Source organism: Lysobacter sp. GCM10012299 (assembly GCF_042649405.1).
In the GTDB taxonomy this organism is placed as follows: Bacteria; Pseudomonadota; Gammaproteobacteria; order Xanthomonadales; family Xanthomonadaceae; genus Lysobacter_J.
On sequence record NZ_JBHRZC010000007.1, the window covers coordinates 73,203 to 93,952 of the forward strand.

17 protein-coding genes and 3 tRNA genes are annotated in these 20,750 nt (G+C 63.4%); 16 read left to right on the forward strand and 4 right to left on the reverse strand.

What is annotated here, in order from left to right:
* Positions 1–12: 12 nt before the first annotated feature.
* Positions 13–3,399: a pilus assembly protein gene (locus ACFOPO_RS16225; protein WP_386704557.1), complete on the forward strand. Its 3,387-nt coding sequence runs from the start codon at positions 13–15 to the stop codon at positions 3,397–3,399.
* 3 nt (positions 3,400–3,402) lie between these two features.
* On the forward strand, positions 3,403–3,849 hold the full coding sequence (locus ACFOPO_RS16230; protein WP_386704558.1) for a type IV pilin protein: 447 nt from the start codon (positions 3,403–3,405) through the stop codon (positions 3,847–3,849).
* 122 nt (positions 3,850–3,971) lie between these two features.
* Here ACFOPO_RS16230 and ACFOPO_RS16235 read toward each other — a convergent pair.
* Positions 3,972–4,048, reverse strand: a tRNA-Asn gene (locus ACFOPO_RS16235).
* Between the two features lie 54 nt (positions 4,049–4,102).
* Positions 4,103–4,606 carry a GspH/FimT family pseudopilin gene (locus ACFOPO_RS16240; protein ID WP_386704559.1) on the reverse strand — a complete coding sequence of 168 codons (504 nt, stop codon included), beginning with the start codon at positions 4,604–4,606 and terminating at the stop codon, positions 4,103–4,105.
* Between the two features lie 152 nt (positions 4,607–4,758).
* On the opposite strand from ACFOPO_RS16240, the gene uvrB reads away from it, so the two are divergent.
* From uvrB to ACFOPO_RS16310, 14 genes are all read left to right on the forward strand, one after another.
* Entirely contained in the window at positions 4,759–6,792 is a 2,034-nt protein-coding gene (gene uvrB, locus ACFOPO_RS16245; protein WP_386704561.1) for an excinuclease ABC subunit UvrB, read from the forward strand.
* Positions 6,793–6,968: 176 nt separating this feature from the next.
* Positions 6,969–7,043 (forward strand) — tRNA-Val (locus tag ACFOPO_RS16250).
* A 356-nt stretch (positions 7,044–7,399) separates the two neighbouring features.
* Positions 7,400–9,301, forward strand: a complete 1,902-nt coding sequence (thrS, locus tag ACFOPO_RS16255) for a threonine--tRNA ligase (protein WP_386704563.1) — start codon at positions 7,400–7,402, stop codon at positions 9,299–9,301.
* 69 nt (positions 9,302–9,370) lie between these two features.
* Positions 9,371–9,895, forward strand: coding sequence for a translation initiation factor IF-3 (infC, locus tag ACFOPO_RS16260; RefSeq protein ID WP_233264853.1), 525 nt, complete (start codon positions 9,371–9,373; stop codon positions 9,893–9,895).
* 265 nt (positions 9,896–10,160) lie between these two features.
* On the forward strand, positions 10,161–10,358 hold the full coding sequence (gene rpmI, locus ACFOPO_RS16265; protein WP_027083463.1) for a 50S ribosomal protein L35: 198 nt from the start codon (positions 10,161–10,163) through the stop codon (positions 10,356–10,358).
* Positions 10,359–10,371: 13 nt separating this feature from the next.
* Positions 10,372–10,731, forward strand: coding sequence for a 50S ribosomal protein L20 (gene rplT / locus ACFOPO_RS16270; RefSeq protein ID WP_158733136.1), 360 nt, complete (start codon positions 10,372–10,374; stop codon positions 10,729–10,731).
* Between the two features lie 137 nt (positions 10,732–10,868).
* Entirely contained in the window at positions 10,869–11,864 is a 996-nt protein-coding gene (pheS, locus tag ACFOPO_RS16275; RefSeq protein ID WP_386704566.1) for a phenylalanine--tRNA ligase subunit alpha, read from the forward strand.
* Between the two features lie 69 nt (positions 11,865–11,933).
* Complete coding sequence (gene pheT / locus ACFOPO_RS16280; protein WP_386704568.1) at positions 11,934–14,321, forward strand: phenylalanine--tRNA ligase subunit beta; 2,388 nt, start codon at positions 11,934–11,936, stop codon at positions 14,319–14,321.
* A 16-nt stretch (positions 14,322–14,337) separates the two neighbouring features.
* Positions 14,338–14,685, forward strand: a complete 348-nt coding sequence (locus tag ACFOPO_RS16285; RefSeq protein WP_386704570.1) for an integration host factor subunit alpha — start codon at positions 14,338–14,340, stop codon at positions 14,683–14,685.
* Positions 14,678–15,034, forward strand: a complete 357-nt coding sequence (locus ACFOPO_RS16290; RefSeq protein ID WP_158733140.1) for a MerR family transcriptional regulator — start codon at positions 14,678–14,680, stop codon at positions 15,032–15,034. Before ACFOPO_RS16285 ends, ACFOPO_RS16290 begins: the two co-directional genes overlap by 8 nt.
* Before the next feature lie 100 nt (positions 15,035–15,134).
* Positions 15,135–15,211, forward strand: a tRNA-Pro gene (locus tag ACFOPO_RS16295).
* A 170-nt stretch (positions 15,212–15,381) separates the two neighbouring features.
* Positions 15,382–16,890: a DGQHR domain-containing protein gene (locus ACFOPO_RS16300; protein ID WP_386704571.1), complete on the forward strand. Its 1,509-nt coding sequence runs from the start codon at positions 15,382–15,384 to the stop codon at positions 16,888–16,890.
* Between the two features lie 442 nt (positions 16,891–17,332).
* Positions 17,333–18,217: a hypothetical protein gene (locus ACFOPO_RS16305; RefSeq protein WP_386704572.1), complete on the forward strand. Its 885-nt coding sequence runs from the start codon at positions 17,333–17,335 to the stop codon at positions 18,215–18,217.
* A gap of 5 nt (positions 18,218–18,222) precedes the next feature.
* The gene (locus tag ACFOPO_RS16310) at positions 18,223–19,350 is read left to right on the forward strand and encodes a DNA adenine methylase (protein WP_386704747.1); all 1,128 of its coding nucleotides are present in this window, start codon (positions 18,223–18,225) and stop codon (positions 19,348–19,350) included.
* On the opposite strand, the gene ACFOPO_RS16315 is transcribed toward ACFOPO_RS16310, so the two are convergent.
* Positions 19,347–20,495, reverse strand: coding sequence for a tyrosine-type recombinase/integrase (locus tag ACFOPO_RS16315; protein WP_386704573.1), 1,149 nt, complete (start codon positions 20,493–20,495; stop codon positions 19,347–19,349). The genes ACFOPO_RS16310 and ACFOPO_RS16315 overlap by 4 nt on opposite strands.
* The gene (locus ACFOPO_RS16320) at positions 20,461–20,658 is read right to left on the reverse strand and encodes a hypothetical protein (protein ID WP_386704574.1); all 198 of its coding nucleotides are present in this window, start codon (positions 20,656–20,658) and stop codon (positions 20,461–20,463) included. Before ACFOPO_RS16320 ends, ACFOPO_RS16315 begins: the two co-directional genes overlap by 35 nt.
* Positions 20,659–20,750: the final 92 nt, after the last annotated feature.

Sequence of the window (20,750 nt, forward strand, 5' to 3'; positions counted from 1 at the left end):
TCGGACCCTGACATGACCACTCCTGCACGCAAGCGATCGAACGGCGCCGGCAAGCACCTGCTGTCGGCGGCGACCATCACCTTCCTGGCGACACTGCTGGGCGCACAGAGCCATGCTGCGCTGGTGATCCCCCCCAATCCGCTGCAATCGGGTACGCCGGTTGCACCGAACATCCTCTTCATCCTCGACGATTCCGGCTCGATGGCGGAAGACGAGATGCTCAACCAGGACGTCACGCGCATCCGCACGTCGTCCTCGAACGGCGCGCGCCTGGACCTGTCGAGCGTGGGATCGCCGGTCAATGGCAGCGACTCCGACGATCGCCACTACGCGTCCACTTACAACACGCTCTACTACAACCCGCGAACCACGTATTACCCGTGGAAGCGCGCGGACAAGTCCTACACCGCCGCCGTAAGCCCGACCAGCACCTACACCGACGACAACCTGGCGGTCTCCGTTCCGGGTCGTACCGGCGCCGGCGCCACGGCCGAGAGTGCCAAGTCCAGCATCCAGGGCTCGCGTAGGAAGTTCTACGTCCCCAACGACGGCATCACCGATCTGGGCGACCTCAACCAGTACACCTATTACGAGCTGACCGACGCCAGCAACGCCAGGAAGTGCGTGCCGGGCAAGGACGGCAGCAACAACTGGCGCTGGACCTGTTCGGCCGTGACCTCGTTCACCTGGACGACCACGGACGGTTCGGTCACCCGCACCATCGCAGATGAATGGCAGAACTACGCGACGTGGTACGGCTACCACCGCACCCGCATGAAGGTCGCCAAGGCCGGCGCGAGCTATGCCTTCAGCGACCTCGGCGAGAACTACCGCGTCGGCTACCGCTCGATCTGGCAGCGTCGTGGATTCGATATTCCGGTCGGGACCGCGGGCGGCCTGTTCAAGGACGTGACCACCGGCACCACGTCGGAGAACCGCACGACCTGGTTCGATCGCCTGTTCTCGGCGCAGGGCAACAACGGCACACCGCTGCAGGGTGCTCTGCAGAATGCCGGCGAGTACTTCAAGCAGACCGGCGACACCGGCCCGTGGAGCTCCGGCACGGCTGGCGAAGAGCAACTGGCCTGCCGCCAGAACTTCGCGATCCTGACGACCGACGGCTACTGGAACGACCAGAGCAACTTCAACAACGTCGGCAACGTCGACAACACCGCCAAGGCCGCGATCACCGGCCCCAATGGCCGCACCTTCACGTACAACAACGTCGCGCCCTACGCCGATAGCAACAGCAACACGCTCGGCGACATCGCGATGAAGTACTGGAACACCGACCTGCGCACCGACCTGGACAACATCGTGCCGTCGTCGACCGCCAATCCGGCGTTCTGGCAGCACATGGTCACCTTCGGCATCTCCATCGGCCTGAAGGGACTGTTGCAGGAATCGGATCGCGCCGCGCTGACCGCCGGTACCCTCTCCTGGGGCGATCCGAGCGGTACCAACGACAAGCCGGAGAAGATCGACGACCTGCTGCATGCGTCGATGAACAGCCGCGGCAAGTTCGTTGCTGCAACGGACCCGAATGCCTTCACCACCGGCCTGCGCTCGGCGCTGGCGTCGATCGCCGAGGCGGTGGGTTCCGCCTCCAGCGTTTCGTTCAACGGCAGCACCTTGAACACGAACTCGCGCAGCTACGTGGCGAGCTTCGTTTCCGGACAGTGGACGGGTGACGTCAAGTCGTACGCGGTGACCCAGTCGGGCGTGTCCACCACCGCGCTGTGGAACGCAGCGGCGGGCATCCCGGCGACCCGCACCATCCTGACGTTCGGTTCCAACGGCCAGGTGCCCAGCACCTTCCCGACCACGGCGCAGGAGACGGTGCTGACCACGGCGATCGCCAACTACATCAAGGGCAACCGCGCAGGCGAGGGCACGACCTATCGCACGCGCAGCAGCATCTTCGGCGACATCGTCCATTCCTCGCCGGTGTACGTGAAGGAAGGCTCGACCGAGACCATCTATGTCGGCGCCAACGACGGCATGCTGCACGCCATCGACGCCACCAACGGGCAGGAGCTGTGGACGTATGTGCCGGGCCTGATCGACATGGCCCAGCTCAAGGAGCTCAGCCGCAACATCGATTTCGTCCACCAGTTCTTCGTGGACGGTCCGATCGTGGTGTCCACCCGCACCCAGACGCCGAACAAGAACATATTGATCGGCACGCTCGGCCGCGGCGGCAAGGGCGTGTTTGGCCTCGATGTCACGACGCCGGGCACGTTCAACACCACCGGCCGCGCCTGGGAATACGCAGGTGATGCGGATATGGGCCAGGTGCTCGGCAGGCCGCTGATCGTCAAGCTCAATGACACCGCCGGATCCACTGGCGTGCTGGTGCCCAACGGCATCAACAGCACCAACGACAAGGCTGCGTTGTTCATCCTCAACGCCGGAACCGGCGCGCTGCTGAAGAAGATCACCACCAACAACGAGACCGCCAACGGCCTGTCCATGCCGACCGCGCTGGACGTCGATGGCAACGGCACGGCCGACTACGTCTACGCCGGTGACCTTCAGGGCAATGTCTGGAAGTTCGACCTGACCAGTTCCGACGCCACCACCTGGAGCGCCACCAAGCTGTTCACCGCGACGCATTCCACTACGGTCGCCGGCGTCACCACCACCAAGCGCCAGCCGATCACCGGCGGCGTCACGATCGCCTACAGCCCGACCTCGTACGCGCCGTGGGTATTGTTTGGTACCGGCCGCTACATCACCGAGACCGATCCCGCAGACCGTTCGGTCCAGAGCTGGTATGGCCTGGAGGACAACGGCACCGCGATCACCGATCGCACCTCGCTCAAGCAGCGCCAGATCAAGGTGGCCGGCGTCATCAACAGCCAGACGTATCGCGCTTTCGAAGAGCCGGTCGCCGGCGACATGGCCAACAAGCGCGGCTGGGTGGTGGACCTGCTGATGCCGCCCAACAGCACCGCGGAGGGTGAGCGCATGATCGGCGACCAGTTCGTGATTGCCGGCAACGTGCTGATTGCCTCCAGCGTGATCCCCGGCAGCTCGGGCTGCTCGGTCGGCGGCACGGGTTACCTGAACTACATCGACGCATTCACCGGTGGTGCGGTATCCAAGCCGTTCATCGACGCGAATGGCGACGGCCTGTTCAATTCCGAGGACGAACTGCCGAGCGACGCCGACGGCGATGGCACCAACGATGGCACGACGCCGACGGGTTCGGCGGGCATGGACATCGGCATGATCAGTGACGCCGTGGTCGGCCTGCCTGGGCTCGGCGGTTCCGGCGGTGGCATCAGCACGCCGATCATCTGCGTAAACGGTGCGGTCGGCATGCCAGGCTGCAAGCGGTTCGACTGGGGTCCCGGTTGGGGCCGAGTTTCCTGGCGCGAAGCCCTCAAGGACTGATAGATGAAAACTGCAAGCAATCGTTACCGTGTGTCGGGCTTCACGCTGATCGAGTTGATGATCGCCGTGCTGGTGGTGGCCGTGCTGATGGCCATCGCCTACCCCAGCTACAACAATCATGTGGTCAAGTCGCGGCGCGCCGCGGCGGCTGCGTGCACGATCGAAGTGTCCCAGTTCATGGAGCGCTATTACTCGACCAACCTGAAGTACCGGGATGCGTCGAGTAACGCGCCTGCGATTCCGAACATGCAATGCCGGACGGATCTGGCTGCGCACTACACCATCGGTTTGGCGGGTGGAACCACCGACACGACGTATACGGCCCAGGCGGTTCCCGTGGCAGGCAGCCAGCAAGCGGCGCGGGACACCAAGTGCGCCACCATCGGCATCACGCAGGCGGGCGTAAAGACCGAGAGCGGCACGGCAGCCAGCGCCGCCGAGTGCTGGTAACAAGACAGGCCGTAGCAAAAAGGCTCGCAGATGCGAGCCTTTTTTGTGGCCGGCCTGCTGGCCGAATCAGTTGTGGCGCGCAAAAAAAAGACCTGCGACCTAGATCGCAAGTCTTTGATATCTGGCGCCCGAAGTTGGACTCGAACCAACGACCCCCTGATTAACAGTCAAGTGCTCTAACCGGCTGAGCTATTCGGGCGGGGACGGGCATTGTAAAGCCTCCGTCGGCAGGGTCAATAGTTCTGGCGGTAGTTCAGGGCGAATTACTGCTGATCGCGGTCTTTGGAATCCGTTCCGATCGGATCCGGCCTGTCTGGCTCACCTTGATCCAACCAATCAATGGCCCATCGCCGTCGGCGTGCACATACAAGGTGAGATTGCTGCCCTCGCTGAAGCCGTCCGGCTGGAACCGCATGCGTGGGCGATTGCTCCAGATCATCAGCCCGCGTCCACCGGACGAAGCGCGCACGAGCCTGCCGTCCCGCGGTGTCAGCGTGATCCAACCCTGGTCCCAGACGCTGTCGGGCCTGCAGCTGAGGCCATTCTGGCTCGGGCACACCACAACGGGCACGCCGCGAACCAGTGACAGCGTTCTGGCCATCGCCAGCGACGTCGTCAATTCGTGGAAAGCGCCATGAGCGCGGACGGCCAGCGTGACTTGCCTGAACGCGGGAACCCCCATGCCCAGGGTCACACCCAGTACGGCAACCGCCACCATCAGTTCCAGCAGCGTCAGCCCGCGCGAGTGCCGATCCATGGCGTCCAATCCTGATCCCGGCAGACGACTATCGGCGCGGGGGCAGCTGAATCCCGTCGGCGGGGCTTGGTGCGCGGGGGTAGGGAACGCCCGCCGCTGCCCCCATCTCCAGCACCGACTACACTGAAGGTTTAGCCCGGAGCCATCGCCTGATGAACGACAGCCTCCATCCCGCAGGCTTCCAGCTGGTATCGCCCTACGAGCCCGCGGGTGACCAGCCGCAGGCGATCGCGCGCCTGGTGGACGGCTTCGAGAGCGGACTGGCCTCGCAGACCATGCTCGGCGTGACCGGTTCGGGCAAGACCTTTACCGTCGCCAACATCATCCAGACGGTGCAGAAACCGACCCTGGTGATGGCGCCCAACAAGACCCTGGCCGCGCAGCTGTACGGCGAGTTCAAGGCGTACTTCCCGCACAACGCGGTCGAGTACTTCGTCAGCTATTACGACTACTACCAGCCGGAAGCCTACGTCCCGTCCAGCGACACCTTCATCGAGAAGGACAGCTCGGTGAACGAGCACATCGAGCAGATGCGACTGTCGGCGACCAAGGCGCTGCTGGAGCGCCGCGACACGATCATCGTCTGCACGGTCTCGGCGATCTACGGCCTAGGCGACCCGAACGAATACTTCCGCATGGTCCTGCACATGGTCCGCGGCGAGCGCATCGACCAGCGCGAGCTGATCCGCCGCCTGACCGAGATGCAGTACACCCGCAACGACACCGAACTGCGGCGCGCCACCTATCGGGTGCGCGGCGAAGTGGTCGATGTGCACCCGGCGGAAAGCGATTCCGAGGCCCTGCGGATCGAGTTGTTCGACGGCGAGATCGAGCAGCTCAGCGTGTTCGACCCGCTCACCGGCGAGACCCTGCGCCGCGTGCCGCGCTACACCATCTACCCGGGTTCGCATTACGTCACCACGCGCCGCACCGTGCTCGACGCGATCGAGACGATCAAGGACGAGCTGCGCATGCGCCTGGAGCAGCTGTACGCCGAGAACAAGCTGGTCGAGGCGCAGCGCCTGGCCCAGCGCACCCAGTTCGACCTGGAGATGCTGGCCGAAGTCGGCTACTGCAACGGCATCGAGAACTACTCGCGGCACCTCACCGGGCACATGCCCGACGAGCCGCCGCCGTGCCTGTTCGACTACCTGCCGCCGGACGCGCTGCTGGTGGTCGACGAATCGCACGTGACCGTCCCGCAGATCGGCGCGATGTACAAAGGTGACCGCTCGCGCAAGGAAACCCTGGTGCAGTTCGGCTTCCGCCTGCCGTCGGCGCTCGACAACCGGCCGCTGCGCTTCGAGGAATGGGAAGGCCGCTCGCCGCGCGCCGTTTATGTCTCCGCAACGCCGGGCCCGTACGAGCTGCGCAAGTCCGAAGACCAGATCGTCGAACTGGTGGTGCGCCCGACCGGCCTGATCGATCCGGAAGTCGAGATCCGTCCGGTCGGTACGCAAGTCGACGACGTCCTCGGCGAGATCCGCGAGCGCGTCGCAATGGGCGACCGCGTGCTGATCACCACGCTGACCAAGCGCATGGCCGAGAACCTCACCGAGTACCTCGGCGAGCACGGCGTGCGCGTGCGCTACCTGCACTCGGACATCGAGACGGTCGAGCGCGTGGAGATCATCCGCGACCTGCGCCTGGGCAAGTTCGACGTGCTGGTCGGCATCAACCTGCTGCGCGAGGGCCTGGACATGCCCGAGGTGTCGCTGGTGGCGATCCTGGACGCCGACAAGGAAGGCTTCCTGCGCTCAGCCGGCTCGCTGATCCAGACCATCGGCCGCGCCGCGCGCAACCTGCGCGGCAAGGCGATCCTCTACGCCGACCGCATCACCAACTCGATGCAGAAGGCGATCGACGAAACCGATCGCCGTCGTGCCAAGCAGGTCGAGTACAACCTTGAGCACGGCATCACGCCCAAGTCGATCGCCAAGGCGATTGTGGATGTCATGGAAGGCGCCCGCGCCGAACCCGGCGAGACGGCGAAGGGCAGGGGCAAGGCGCGCAAGGTCGCCGAGGACCTGGCCGAATACGCCCGCCTCAGCCCGAGCCAGTTCGCCGCGCGGATCAAGTCGCTGGAGCAGCAGATGTACCAGCACGCGCGCGACCTCGAGTTCGAGGAAGCCGCGGCGGTGCGCGACCAGTTGCGGCAACTGAAGGACGCCGGCTTCGCGGCCTGATTGTCATTCCCGCGCAGGCGGGAATCCATGGACGTCGAACGTGCGCAGTGCCATCGAGGCCCAAAGCAACGTCCTTGGATTCCCGCCTGCGCGGGAATGACGGAATTGGGGTGTTGCCGCCATCGCGCCGACGGGCTAAACTGCGCGCCCTCGTGAGCCACTTGTGGCGAAACGAAGGGCGGTTAGCTCAGCGGTAGAGCACTACCTTGACATGGTAGGGGTCACAGGTTCGAACCCTGTACCGCCCACCAATATGTTGCGAACGGCCGGGCTCTGCCCGGCCGTTCTGCTTTCCGGGACCGGATTTCCGCTGCCCGCACGCGCTCGGCGTTGACTTGCCGGCGCGAAGACCCAACTATTTCACCAGGCTCCGGCATCGGCCGGAGGCAGGACCCAGAGGTGGCCCGCGGCAACACCGCCGGCCGAGCGTGCGACATGAGCACTACCACTTCCCATCGCTGAACGCCGACGACGCCCCTGCAGGACGGCGCCGCGGCGCCGTTTTTCGTTTCCGGATGCCGCACCGCCTGTCGGCGGGCTTGATTGCCGCTTCCGACGATCCCCAACCGCCAAGCCGCGCACCCGCGCGCCAGCAAGACGCCCTCTCATGATCGCAATCACCCTCCCTGACGGCAGCCGCCGCGAATTCGAACAGCCCGTGTCCGTTGGCGAGGTCGCCGCCTCGATCGGCGCCGGCCTGGCCAAGGCCGCACTGGCCGGCAAGGTCGACGGCAAGCTCGTCGACTCCAGCTACCGCATCGACCACGACGCCTCGCTCGAGATCGTCACCGAAAAGCACCCCGACGCGCTCGAAGTGCTGCGCCACTCCACCGCGCACCTGCTGGCGCAGGCCGTGCAGCGCCTGTACCCGGGCGCGCAGGTCACCATCGGCCCGGTCATCGACAACGGCTTCTACTACGACTTCGCCTACGAGCGCCCGTTCACGCCGGAAGACCTGCCGGCGATCGAGGCGGAGATGCAGAAGATCGTCAAGGAGGCCCAGCCGGTCTCGCGCAGCGTGAAGTCGCGCGACGACGCCGTGGCCTTCTTCCGCGGCATCGGCGAGGCCTACAAGGCCGAGATCATCGAGTCGATCCCGGTCAGCGAAGACCTGTCGCTGTACAGCCAGGGCGAGTTCACCGACCTGTGCCGCGGCCCGCACGTGCCGTCCACCGACAAGCTGCGCGCGTTCAAGCTGATGAAGGTCGCCGGCGCCTACTGGCGCGGCGATTCCAACAACCAGATGCTCAGCCGCATCTACGGCACCGCCTGGCTCAACGACAAGGACCTCAAGGCCTACCTGACCCAGCTGGAGGAAGCCGAGAAGCGCGACCACCGCAAGATCGCCAAGCAGCAGGACCTGTTCCACCTGCAGGAAGAGGCCCCGGGCCTGATCTTCTGGCATCCCAAGGGCTGGTCGATCTGGCAGGTCGTCGAGCAGTACATGCGCAAGGTCTACCGCGACAGCGGCTACCAGGAAGTGCGCTGCCCGCAGATCCTCGACGTGTCGCTGTGGCAGAAGTCCGGCCACTGGGACAACTACCAGGAAAACATGTTCTTCACCGAGTCGGAGAAGCGCACCTACGCGCTCAAGCCGATGAACTGCCCGGGCCACGTGCAGGTGTTCAACCACGGCCTGCACAGCTACCGCGACCTGCCGATCCGCTACGGCGAGTTCGGCGCCTGCCACCGCAACGAGCCCTCCGGCGCGCTGCACGGCATCCTGCGCGTGCGCGGCTTCACCCAGGACGACGGCCACATCTTCTGCACCGAGGACCAGATCGAGGCCGAGGTCAGCGCCTTCCACCAGCAGGCCCTGGCCGTCTACGACGTCTTCGGCTTCAGTGAGATCCAGATCAAGATCGCCCTGCGCCCGGACAAGCGCCTGGGCGACGACGCCACCTGGGACAAGGCCGAGAACGCCCTGCGCTCGGCCCTGAGCGCGGCCGGCGTGCAGTGGGAGGAGCTGCCCGGCGAGGGCGCCTTCTACGGCCCCAAGATCGAATACCACCTCAAGGACGCCATCGGCCGCACCTGGCAGCTGGGCACCATGCAGGTCGATTTCATGATGCCGGGCCGCCTGGGCGCCGAATATGTCGACGAAAGCAGCCAGCGCCGCCACCCGGTGATGCTGCACCGGGCCATCGTCGGCTCGATGGAGCGCTTCATCGGCATCCTGATCGAGCACCATGCCGGCCAGTTCCCGGCCTGGCTGGCCCCGATCCAGGCGGTCGTCATGAACATCACCGACGCCCAGGGCGATTACGTGGACGAAGTCCGGAAAACCCTTGCAAATCAAGGATTCCGGGTCCACGCCGATTTGCGCAACGAAAAGATCGGCTATAAGATTCGCGAGCATACCCTGCAGCGCGTGCCCTACCTGCTCGTGGTCGGTGACCGCGAGAAGGAAAACGGCCAGATTTCTGTGCGCACGCGGGGAGGGGAGGACCTCGGGACGATGACCGTCTCCGAATTCGCCTCGCGTTTGCGCAATGAGGGCGTTCAATAAGCCCGTAAGCTGCCCAGGTCCGGCTGCCATCCCCCGGCGGCCGGCACGATCCATACCGGAGATTGCAACATCAGTACCCCCGAAAAGCCGAATCGCAAGAACCAGGAAATCCGCGTCCCGCGCGTGCGCGTGATTGGCAGTGATGGCGAGATGATCGGCGTGCTTACGCGCGACGAAGCGCTGCGCATGGCAGAAGACGAAGGCCTCGACCTCGTCGAAATCCAGCCCAACGCTGATCCGCCGGTCTGCAAGGTCATGGACTTCGGCAAGTTCCGCTTCGAGCAGCAGAAGAAGGCCAACGAGGCGAAGAAGAAGACCAAGCAGGTCGAGATCAAGGAACTCAAGTTCCGTCCGGTGACCGACGAGGGCGACTACCAGATCAAGCTGCGCAACATGCGCCGCTTCCTGGAAGAGGGCGACAAGGTCAAGGTCAACATCCGCTTCCGTGGCCGCGAAATGAGCCACCAGGAGCTCGGCCGCGAGATGGCCGCGCGGATCGAGGCCGACCTGGGCGAGGACATCGTGATCGAATCGCGTCCGCGCCTTGAAGGCCGGCAGATGGTCATGATGATCGCGCCGAAGAAGAAGATCTGAGGCGTTACCCCCTCTCCCGGCCGCGGAGAGGGACTCGGGGGCCCAAACCCCCTCAAACCTCTGATTCTGAAAGAAAACATTTGCAAGCCCGGCAGCCAGCCCGCATAATGTGCGGCCCGGTTCGCCGGGTTTGTTGTGTGCTGTACCAGGAACCTGTCGTAGAATCCTTTCAAGATCAACGACTTACAAGCCGGCAAGGGCAGGACGGAAAGAGTGGCGCAAGCCACCGCCCAGGCCAGTGACCAAACTCCGAAAGGACATCGCAATGCCCAAGATCAAGACCAATCGGGCGGCAGCCAAGCGCTTCCGGAAGACTGCTTCCGGCAAGTACAAGTGCGGCCACGCCAACAAGAGCCACATCCTCACCAAGAAGGCGACCAAGCGGAAGCGCAACCTGCGGCAGACGAACCATGTTCGTGCCGAGGACGCGGGCCGTCTGGACCGCATGCTGCCTTATCTCTGAGGAGGACTGAACAATGGCACGAGTTAAGCGTGGTGTTACGGCGCGCCGCCGTCACAAGAAAATCCTGAAGCAGGCCAAGGGCTACTATCACGCCCGTCGCAAGGTCTTCCGCGTCGCCAAGCAGGCGGTGACGAAGGCCCTGCAGTACGCCTACATCGGTCGTAAGCAGAAGAAGCGTCATTTCCGTTCGCTGTGGATCACCCGCATCAATGCGGCTGCCCGCATCAACGGCATGAGCTACAGCCGTTTCATCAACGGCCTGCTGAAGGCTGGCATCACCCTCGACCGTAAGGTGCTGGCGGACATCGCCGTGCACGACGCACAGGGTTTTGCAGCGCTGGCAGAGAAGGCGAAGAGCGCGCTCGCGGCGTAAGTTGCTCGCCCGGTGCCACGGTCCGCACGGCGGATCGTGTTGCCGCGGCACAACGAAGTACACGCATGGGGAAGGGCGCAAGTCCTTCCCCATGTTTCGTTTTGGACGATGCTTTTTGTCCGAGGGGTTGCTGGCACATGAGTGGAATCGAATCACTGACGCAGCAGGCGCTGGGCGACATCGCCGCCGCCGACACGCCCGACGCCGTCGAGGCGTTGCGCGTCGCGCTGCTGGGCAAGCAGGGCAGCGTCACCGCGCAGCTCAAGCAGCTGGGCGCACTGCCCGCCGACCAGCGCAAGAGCGCCGGCGAGGCCATCAACCGCGCGCGTGACGCGCTGACCGAAGCCCTGGGCGAGCGCAAGCGCGTGCTCGATGACGCCGCGCTCGATGCGCGCCTGGCCTCCGAGAGCATCGACGTCACCCTGCCGGGCATCAACGCCGGTCGCGGCGGCCTGCATCCGGTCAGTCGCACCATGGAGCGCATCGCCGAGATCTTCGGCCGCCTGGGCTTCGAGCTCAGCAACGGTCCCGAGATCGAGGACGACTGGCACAACTTCGAGGCCCTGAACTTCCCGCCGCACCATCCGGCGCGGGCCATGCACGACACCTTCTACTTCGGCGACGGCCGCCTGCTGCGCACGCACACCTCCGGTGTGCAGGTGCGCTACATGCAGGACACCCGACCGCCGCTGCGCATGATCGCGCTGGGCAAGGTCTACCGCAGCGACAGCGACCAGACCCACACGCCGATGTTCCACCAGTGCGAAGGCCTGCTCGTCGACGAGCACGCCAGCTTCGCCGACCTCAAGGGCACGCTGGCCGAGTTCGTGCGCGCGTTCTTCGAGCGCGATTTCGAGATGCGTTTCCGCCCGAGCTACTTCCCCTTCACCGAGCCGTCCGCCGAAGTCGACATCGCCTGGCAGCAGCCCGACGGTTCGACCCGCTGGCTGGAAGTGCTCGGCTGCGGCATGGTCCACCCGAACGTGCTGCGCAACGTCGGCATCGATCCGGAGAAGTACACCGGCTATGCCTTCGGCCTGGGCGTGGAGCGCTTCGCGATGCTGCGTTACGGCGTTGACGACCTGCGCAGCTTCTTCGACAACGACGTGCGCTTCCTGAAGCAGTTCGCGTAAGCGCAACAGCAAAATGGGTCCCGGCGTTCGCCGGGATGACGAAGCAGAATCCTCGGGTTATTGCCGCAAATGAAATTCTCCGAAAACTGGCTGCGACAGCATGTGCCGACCACCGCGACGCGCGACGAACTCGCCGCGACGCTGACCGCGATCGGCCTGGAAGTCGAGGAAGTGACCGCGCTGGGCGAATCGCTCGACGGCGTCGTCGTCGGCCACATCGTCAGCGCCGAAAAACATCCCGAAGCCGACCGCCTGCAGGTCTGCCAGGTCGACACCGGCAACGGCACCGTGCAGATCGTCTGCGGCGCGCCCAACGCACGCCCGGGCCTGAAGGCACCGCTGGCGATGGTCGGCGCGAACCTGCCCGGCGGCATCGCCATCAAGGCTGCCAAGCTGCGTGGCGTCGAGTCGTCGGGAATGCTGTGCTCGGCCAAGGAACTGGGCGTGGATCCCGATGCCTCGGGCCTGCTCGAGTTGCCGGTCGATGCGCCGGTGGGTGCGCCGCTCGCGCAGTACCTCGGCCTTCCCGATGCCAGCATCGAGATCAAGCTCACGCCCAACCGCGCCGACTGCTTCAGCGTGCGCGGCATCGCTTACGACGTCGCGGCCGCACTCACCAGCGAAGTGCGTGAGTTCGACACCACGCCGGTGGCAGCGCAGAGCGATGCGACCATGGCCGTCGAACTGCAGGCCGGCGCCCGCGTGCCCCGCTTCGTCGGCCGCGTCATCGACAACGTCGATGCCACCGTGGCGACGCCGGCATGGATGGCCGAACGCCTGCGCCGCAGCGGCGTGCGTCCGATCAGCTTCCTCGTCGACGTCACCCAGTACGTGATGCTTGAACTCGGCCAGCCGATGCACGCCTTCGACAAGGCGACGCTGGAAGGCGCCGTCGTCGTGCGTCCGGCGCGTGCGGGCGAAGAGCTCAAGCTGCTCGACGGCCGCACGGTTGCGCTCGACGAGGAGTTCCTCGTCGTCGCCGACAGCCGCGGCGGCCATGGCGCGCGTGCCGTCGCGCTGGGCGGCATCATGGGCGGCTTTGATACCCGCGTGACCGATAGCACCCGCAGCGTCTTCCTCGAAGCCGCGCACTGGGTGCCGTCGGCGATCATCGGCCGCAGTCGCAAGCTCGGCATGCACACCGACGCCGGCCATCGTTTCGAGCGTGGTGTCGATCCGGAGCTGCCGCGCATTGCAGTCGAGTACGCGACGAAGCTGATCCTCGACATCGCCGGCGGCGTCACTGGCCCGATCATCGAAGCCGTATTGCCCGAACACCTGCAGCCGTCGCAGCCGATCACGCTGCGCCGCGCGCGCCTTGCGCGCGTGCTGGGCCTGCAGGTCGCCGATGCCGAAGTCGAGCGCATCCTGCGTGCGCTCGGCCTGTCGGTCGAGAACATCGCCGAGGGCTGGCGCGTCGTTCCGCCGAGCCGCCGCTTCGACCTCGCGATCGAAGAAGACCTGATCGAGGAAATCGCGCGCATCCACGGTTACGACAAGATCCCGACGACGCTGCCGTCCGGCGCCGCGCGCCTGGTTGCGCCGAGCGAAACCCGCGTCGAGGATTCCAGCGCCCGTCGCCAGATGGCGTCGCGCGACTACCTGGAAGCGGTCAACTACGCCTTCGTCGACGCCGACCTGCTGGCGAAGTGGGGCAAGGCCGATGGCGCGGTGCAGCTGGCCAACCCGCTGAGCGCCGAGCTCGGCGTGATGCGCACGGCCCTGCTGCCGGGACTGGTCGCGGCGCTGGCACGCAACACCGTGCGCCAGCAGCCGCGCGTGCGCCTGTTCGAGCTGGGCAATGTCTTCAGCGCAAATGGTAGTGATGCACCGCGCGAGACGCCGCGAATCGCCGCCGCCATCTGCGGCGAAGCGACCGCCGAGCAGTGGGCGACGACCGCCCGTCCGGCCGGTTTCCACGACCTGCGCGGCGATCTGGACAGCCTGGCCGCGCTGGCCGGTGCCAACCTCGAGTACCGCCCGTCGCACCCCGCCTGGGCGCACCCGGGCCGCTCCGCCGACGTCTACCGCGATGGTGTGTACCTGGGCTGGATCGGCCAGTTGCATCCGCGCCTGCAGCGCTCGCTGGACCTCGACGTCGACGTGGTGGCATTCGAGCTCGATCTGGAGCCGCTGTTCAGGCGCGCAGTGGCCAAGGCCGGGGCGCTGTCGAAGTACCCGTCGGTGCGCCGCGACCTGGCGTTCGTCGTAGCTGAACCGGTCACTTGGGGCGCCGTCTCGGCCACCGTTCGTCGGGCCGCCGGCACCGTTCTTCGCGACCTCGTCCTGTTCGACAAATACCAGGGCAAGGGCGTGGAACCGGGTTTCAAAAGTCTTGCTATGGGCTTGATTCTGCAGGATGAATCGCGCACGCTCACTGACCGTGAGGTAGACGCAACGGTGGCTTCGGTGACAGAAGCCCTGCAGCGCGAACACGGTGCGGTGATCCGGGGCTGAGGTTGAAGGAAAAAAGATGGCACTGACCAAAGCTGAGATGGCCGAGCGCCTGTTCGACGAAGTCGGGCTGAACAAGCGCGAGGCGAAGGAATTCGTCGATTCCTTCTTCGACGCCCTTCGCGAGGCGCTGGAGCAGGGCCGCCAGGTGAAGCTGTCGGGTTTCGGCAATTTCGACCTGCGCCGCAAGAACCAGCGGCCGGGTCGCAACCCGAAGACCGGCGAGGAGATTCCGATCTCCGCGCGCACCGTGGTGACCTTCCGTCCCGGCCAGAAGCTCAAGGAACGGGTGGAGGCGTACAGCGGCGTTGATCAGACCGACGTGAAGCAGGCAGACGTGAAGCGCGCAGGAGTGAAGCATGCTTGATCCCGGCAGCAATCGTGAACTTCCGCCCATCCCGGCGAAACGCTACTTCACCATCGGTGAAGTCAGCGAGCTGTGCGACGTCAAGCCGCACGTGCTGCGCTACTGGGAGACCGAGTTCCCGATGCTCAACCCGGTCAAGCGTCGCGGCAACCGCCGCTACTACCAGCGCCACGAGGTGCTGATGGTCCGGCAGATCCGCGGCCTGCTGTACGAACAGGGCTACACCATCGGCGGCGCCCGCCTGCGCCTGGAAGGCGAATCGGCCAAGGACGAGTCCGCGCTGAGCTCGCAGATCATCAAGCAGGTGCGGATGGAGCTCGAAGAGGTCCTCACGCTGCTGCGCCGCTGATACGCGGCACCTTGCAGGTTCGCGGCCAGATGGATGGCCGGACAAGGCAACAAGCGGCTATACTTGCCGCCCGCCGCAAGGCGGAGATCGCAATACACGTCGGGGCGTAGCGCAGCCTGGTAGCGCATCTGCCTGGGGGGCAGAGGGTCGTCGGTTCAAATCCGGCCGTCCCGACCAATCTTTCAATGAGTTAGGTGTAGGTGAGTTGGCCCTACACCCTATTTCCACCCTAATTCCACCCTATAAAGAACTGAGTCGATAGACCAGGCGTTATCGGCCATGTGGGTCATTGAGCCAAATCGCCCGGCCGCCTAGCATGAGCGCACAGGAAGTTCCGGGGATAAGGCATGGCGGCGAAAGAGCGGCAAGCGTTGCGATTCACTCAGTGGCTGAAGGACTGGGACACACTTCAGTTCAGCGAGAACGAGTTCCGGCGAAAGCCATCGCCATCCATCTATCTTTTGAGCATGCCCGCGGCTGAGCTCCGCGCGCTAAGCGGTGTGTTCAGGCGCAGCCGTGAAGATGGTGTGGCATCTGGTATTCAACGTGGCCACGACAAGGATCGTTCAGTCCGCATTCGTGAATTCGTCCAGAACGGCTACCCCTATTCTGAAATGAGTGCCGCTCGGCGCAAGAGCTTCGACTCTGAGGATTTGCGTAAGCCTGGCTGGCTACCGACGGCAATCGTCGTGAACGTTCTTACTGAAGGAGACACCCGCCGCGGTCGCAAAGTCGCAAACGAAGATCTCGTTCGGATAAGTGACACCGATGGGTCCATTTCCCAAATCGAGCTTCCATCAAGCTTCTCCGGCGGAACATGGGCGCCGTCGGAGCTGGCTCCGATAGAAGTGATTGACGGACAGCATCGACTTTACGCGTTCGATGGAGCCGAGCTGCCGGGAGACTTTGAGCTTCCCGTGGTTGCATTCCATGGCCTTGATATTGGTTGGCAGGCTTATCTCTTTTGGTCCATCAACGTCTCTCCGAAGAAGATCAACCCGAGCCACGCATTCGATCTGTATCCACTGCTGCGCTCTCAGGACTGGCTGGAAAAGTTCCAAGAAAGCAATGTGTACAGAGAGGCGAGGGCCCAGGAGCTAACTGAGTTTCTGTATAGCCATCCTGATAGTCCGTGGCACAAGCGGATCAACATGCTTGGTGAGCGCGGCGTCGGTGGCGCAACGCAAGCGGGTTGGATTCGGGCGCTTTCTAGTACCTTCTTGGCTAGCGGCCGGGGTAAGGGAGCCAAAGGTTTGTTCGGCTGCGCCCTTTCCGACACAGTCGGCCCGCTCCCGTGGACTAGACCGCAACAAGCTGCGTTCCTAATCAAACTGTGGCAACTATGCGAACAAGCAGTTGCACATAGCAACGACACGTGGACCGAACAATTGCGTTTGCACGGCAAGGTCCAGTCAAATCTCATCCCAGAGGATGTTCCCGACCCCGCGTTTCGGGGGCCTCAGACCATGCTCAACCAAGAGCAAGGGATCCGCGGGCTGCTTAGCGTGTCCAACGAAATTCTGTTTGACCAAGCAGAGTCGCTTGGGCTCCAAGACTGGGAGACTGACGATAGCCGAGGATCCACAACCAGCATCGATGAAATCACCCACGCCTTGGATAGTCTAGCTAATCAGCCGTTTAGGGGTTTCATGGAGTCTTTGGCCTCTGCGCTCGCTACATATGATTGGCGGTCTGCCGATGCGAGCGGGCTGACTTACGATGAAAAGCTCAAGAGGCGAGCTTTCCGCGGAAGCGGTGGCTATGCGGCGCTAAGATCAGATCTGCTCATGTGGTTGTCTAAGCGTGATGACGACATCGGGCAAATGGCAAGCGGTTTGCTCCGGGCTGGCGGGTAGGTCGTTTGAGATGCCAACTCTAAATCCGACTGAAGAGAACGGACTCGACCAAGCGGATCGCGGTGCAGTACTGCAGGCGCTTTCCAGTCTTCAAAGTCCCGGGCACGGCGCATGGTTGGCGCCGACACACTCAATTCCTGATGGTGACGTCCCGAAGTGGAATAGGGTGACGACCCGAGCTGACCTAGTCGACCTAATTGCTGTGTCCGGCCCGAATCACTGTATCGACGGATGGGGATTTCTTGCGCGCGCTTTGAATAGCCTCATAGCGGGTGATATGCATGCGGCTCGCCATTTTGCCTACTACGCAGAATTGCGTGCTTCGCTCTCTATTCTGAGTGCTGCAGGCATCGGAGTTTTCAACTACTTCAATTGCATTGTTGATGCCCGCGGGACTGTCAAGAGGGTGGATCACGCGTCACGAACCCTTGGGACGCACGTAATGGCATGGCTTGCATTGGAACATTGGACCAGATCAGCTGTGGCCGGGTCTGAAATCGGCTCCGCCATGTCGATTCGTGGCGTGTCGTTCGAGGATTCGATTTCATCTCTTTGGCCAGGCTCCAGTAGCCGACCGCTCGCCTTTGATCTGATCCTTGCTTGGGGGGCTGACCTCAGGCTGGGAATGACCGACAAGATCGCCCGCAACCATTCAAGCTACACGCCGCAAGCACTGTCACCGCAGCGGAAGCCCGTCAACGAAATTGTAGATTTCGTGGCAGAGTTTTGGTCGAACTTCGAGCCTGCTGGCGACCCATTCCACTCGCTTGACCGCCATCTCTTTAGGTTGATGGTCGAAAAGCAGTACGAGGTTTTCACTGGGGCCAATCCGGTCGATGTGAATGCACGCCGAGAAGATTTGACCAATCGATATGGGAATTTGGATCCAGCTGTACAAGCTGTGATCACGCTTGAATTCCTCACGAGGCAAAGCGAGCCCGACGATGCAATGATCATCCAGTCGGCCAGGCAAAATTCGGCTACGCCCACCGCATTCGAGATGGTGTCTCGCGCGGGCTTGTTGCTGCGATCTGCCACAGCAATGGTTAGCCGCGCGTTGTTCGATGCCGGAATTCAACCTCATCGCGACTTGGCGTTCTGGTTCACCGAGCACGGCGAGTCACGGGGCTTCTGGGCTCCCGGAGCAGCGCTTGCCGACATGCAGGAGCTGTGGGACGACATTGCGCAGGCGATTTCCGATGTAAAGGGGCTACGGGATGCCGATCGCACCGCCTTTTCACATTACACCTGGTCAGAAGGGCCGGTGAACGGAATCCCACGGTTGGGAGAAGCGGAACGTATCGCACTCTGGGGGATCTGCGCTTGAAGTACATGGGTTCAAAGCGCGCCATGCTCACTAATGGACTAGGTGAAGTGCTGAGCTCAGAGGTTCCAAAGTCCCAGCGCTTCGTTGATTTGTTCACGGGTTCCGGTGTTGTTGCATGGTACGCCGCTACAAGGTGGTCAAAGCCAGTCATTGCCTCCGACCTTCAGTGCTATGCGGTATGTTTGGCCGAAGCGGTAGTAGCACGCGATGCTCCGCTGAAGGACGACAACATCTACGAACACTGGATTGACCGAGCACGGGTCCGGGCTCGGGAGAATCTGACGTATCACGCCGCCGATAGGCTGCAAACTGAGATTGCTAGCATGGGTGCCGCAGTCGCGGCTGGTGAAGCGCGTCTACTTTGCGAGTCCGCAGACTGTTCGCCTGTTCAAAGGGCGTATGGTGGTTACTACTTCAGTGCGCTGCAGGCGCTGGTTATTGACGCGCTTCGCGCAACATTGCCTGATCGGAAAGATGCTCGATCCGTATGCCTTGCAGCTCTGATCCAAGCGGCTAGCAGGATCGCTGCGGCGCCAGGACATACTGCTCAGTCGTTCAAGCCGAATGAAACGGCGGGACGATTTCTGATCGAGGCTTGGCAGAAGTCAATCGGGACTGAGCTGAGAAAGGCGTACATTGCCTTAGCTCAGCAGTGCGCGAAGACCGTTGGAAGTGTGGTTCAAGGTGATGCCGTTGATGTGGCGAGTGTGCTGCGCGAAGGGGATCTGGCGTTTATCGATCCACCATACTCCGCTGTCCATTACAGTCGTTTCTATCATGTCCTGGAGACAATCTCGTTGGGACAGTATGTTCAGGTGGAAGGGGAAGGTCGCTACCCCCCGCCGGAACTGCGGCCAAAATCCGATTTCAGCATCAAGTCGCAATCGGGCATTGCTCTAGATAGGCTGTTTGCGCAGCTGGCGAAAGTTGGGGCAGGCGCCGTAGTCACCTTCCCTGTTCACGATGCTTCGAACGGCTTGAGTGGATCGTCCGTGGTAGGAACTGCTTCTAAGCACTTCACGATTGAGGAAGAGAAGATCTCGTCTCGGATGTCGACGATGGGGGGGAACGCCAGAAGTCGCGATGCGAGACTGCACACAGAAGAACTAATCCTCAAGCTTAGGCCTCGCTAGCTCGTTCGTTCGGCCCCCGGGAGCTCAATCCCAGTCGAGACATGACACCAAGGCTGATCATGGCCATCAAGGTATCGCTGCGTCATGCTTTCACTGGAGTGCCCCATCAGCGCCTGGACCTGCTGCAAGGTCCACCCCGCTTCCTGCAGTAGCGCGCCGCCTAGGCTCCGGATCTCGTGGAAGGTCGGCGGGTTTTCGATCTTGATGCCCGCCTCATCACGGGCATCAGCGAACGCGCGAGACAGCTGCTCCGGCAGCACCTGCGTGTGGTGGCTGCGGTCCTTGGCGCGTAGCTGCTGCGGCCTGGCCTTGACCGGGAGGCGGTGCACCAGGAACGGCGACACGACGGCATCGCGGCAGCGCCCCAGCAGTTCGTCCAGCTCCGCGCTGACAGCAATTTTGAGCCGAACCCCGGACGTCCCTTCGGTCTTGGACGGCACGACCCATAGCGCGCCGTCGCGCACGTCGGCGAACCGAAGTGACACCACGTCCTCACGACGCAGTAGCGTGAGCAGCGACAGGTCCATTGCGTTGCGCACCCAGTCCGGAGCCTTCTTCCATATCGCCCGATAGGTCTCGATCGTCAGTCGCTCGCGCTGGCGTTCGTGCGTGAACTTTCGTGTCGACAGCGCCGGGTTGTCGTCGATCCATCCCTCTTGCAGCGCGCAGGCCAGAATCCACCCAAGCACCAGGCGAAACTGTTGCCTAGCTCGAGCTGACGTAGTGACCGTCCGCATGAACTCGGCGCAGTCCTTCACGGTAAGGCTGGCCAGCTGGCGCTCGCCCAGGTTCGCCTCGATGCGGCGGATGACGCTCTCGTAGACCTCGGCGGTCTTAGGTGCCCACTTCCTTCCCGGGATGTCGTCCTCTCGAAAGACCTTGATCGCATCGGCGATGGTCCTCTCGGTGCCCATGACCCGGGCGACCAGGTCATTCGCAGGAATCAGCATGGCATTGAGCTTCTTGGCCGCGGCGAACGCCTTGGCCTTGTCGCTACCCATCCAGACCTCTTTGCGAGTGACTGGGTGGCGGTACTTGAAGCCGGCCTTGTTCGGGTAGAGGTTCGGCGGCCACCCAATGCGGCTCCGCGATCGCGAACGTCCCATCATTTCAGCCTGCCTCCAATACTCGTTGGACCAGGTCATCCCCCTCGGCCAGCCAAGCGTGCTCGTCGACATACCAGGTGCCGCCCACCTTCTTCCCGGGGATCTTTCCTTGGCGAAGCCAGCGCTGCAGGGTGATCTCTGCTGGCCGACTTTCTTCGGCGAAGTACTTGTCCAACCACGCATGAGCAGAAAGCAACTTCACTTCTACTGCTCCTTGGTGGCAAGCCTATTGCCAGCCAACAGACGGTCGCAGCCTCCGAATCTGCCGACGTACGCGGCCGGCTTCGGGACTGC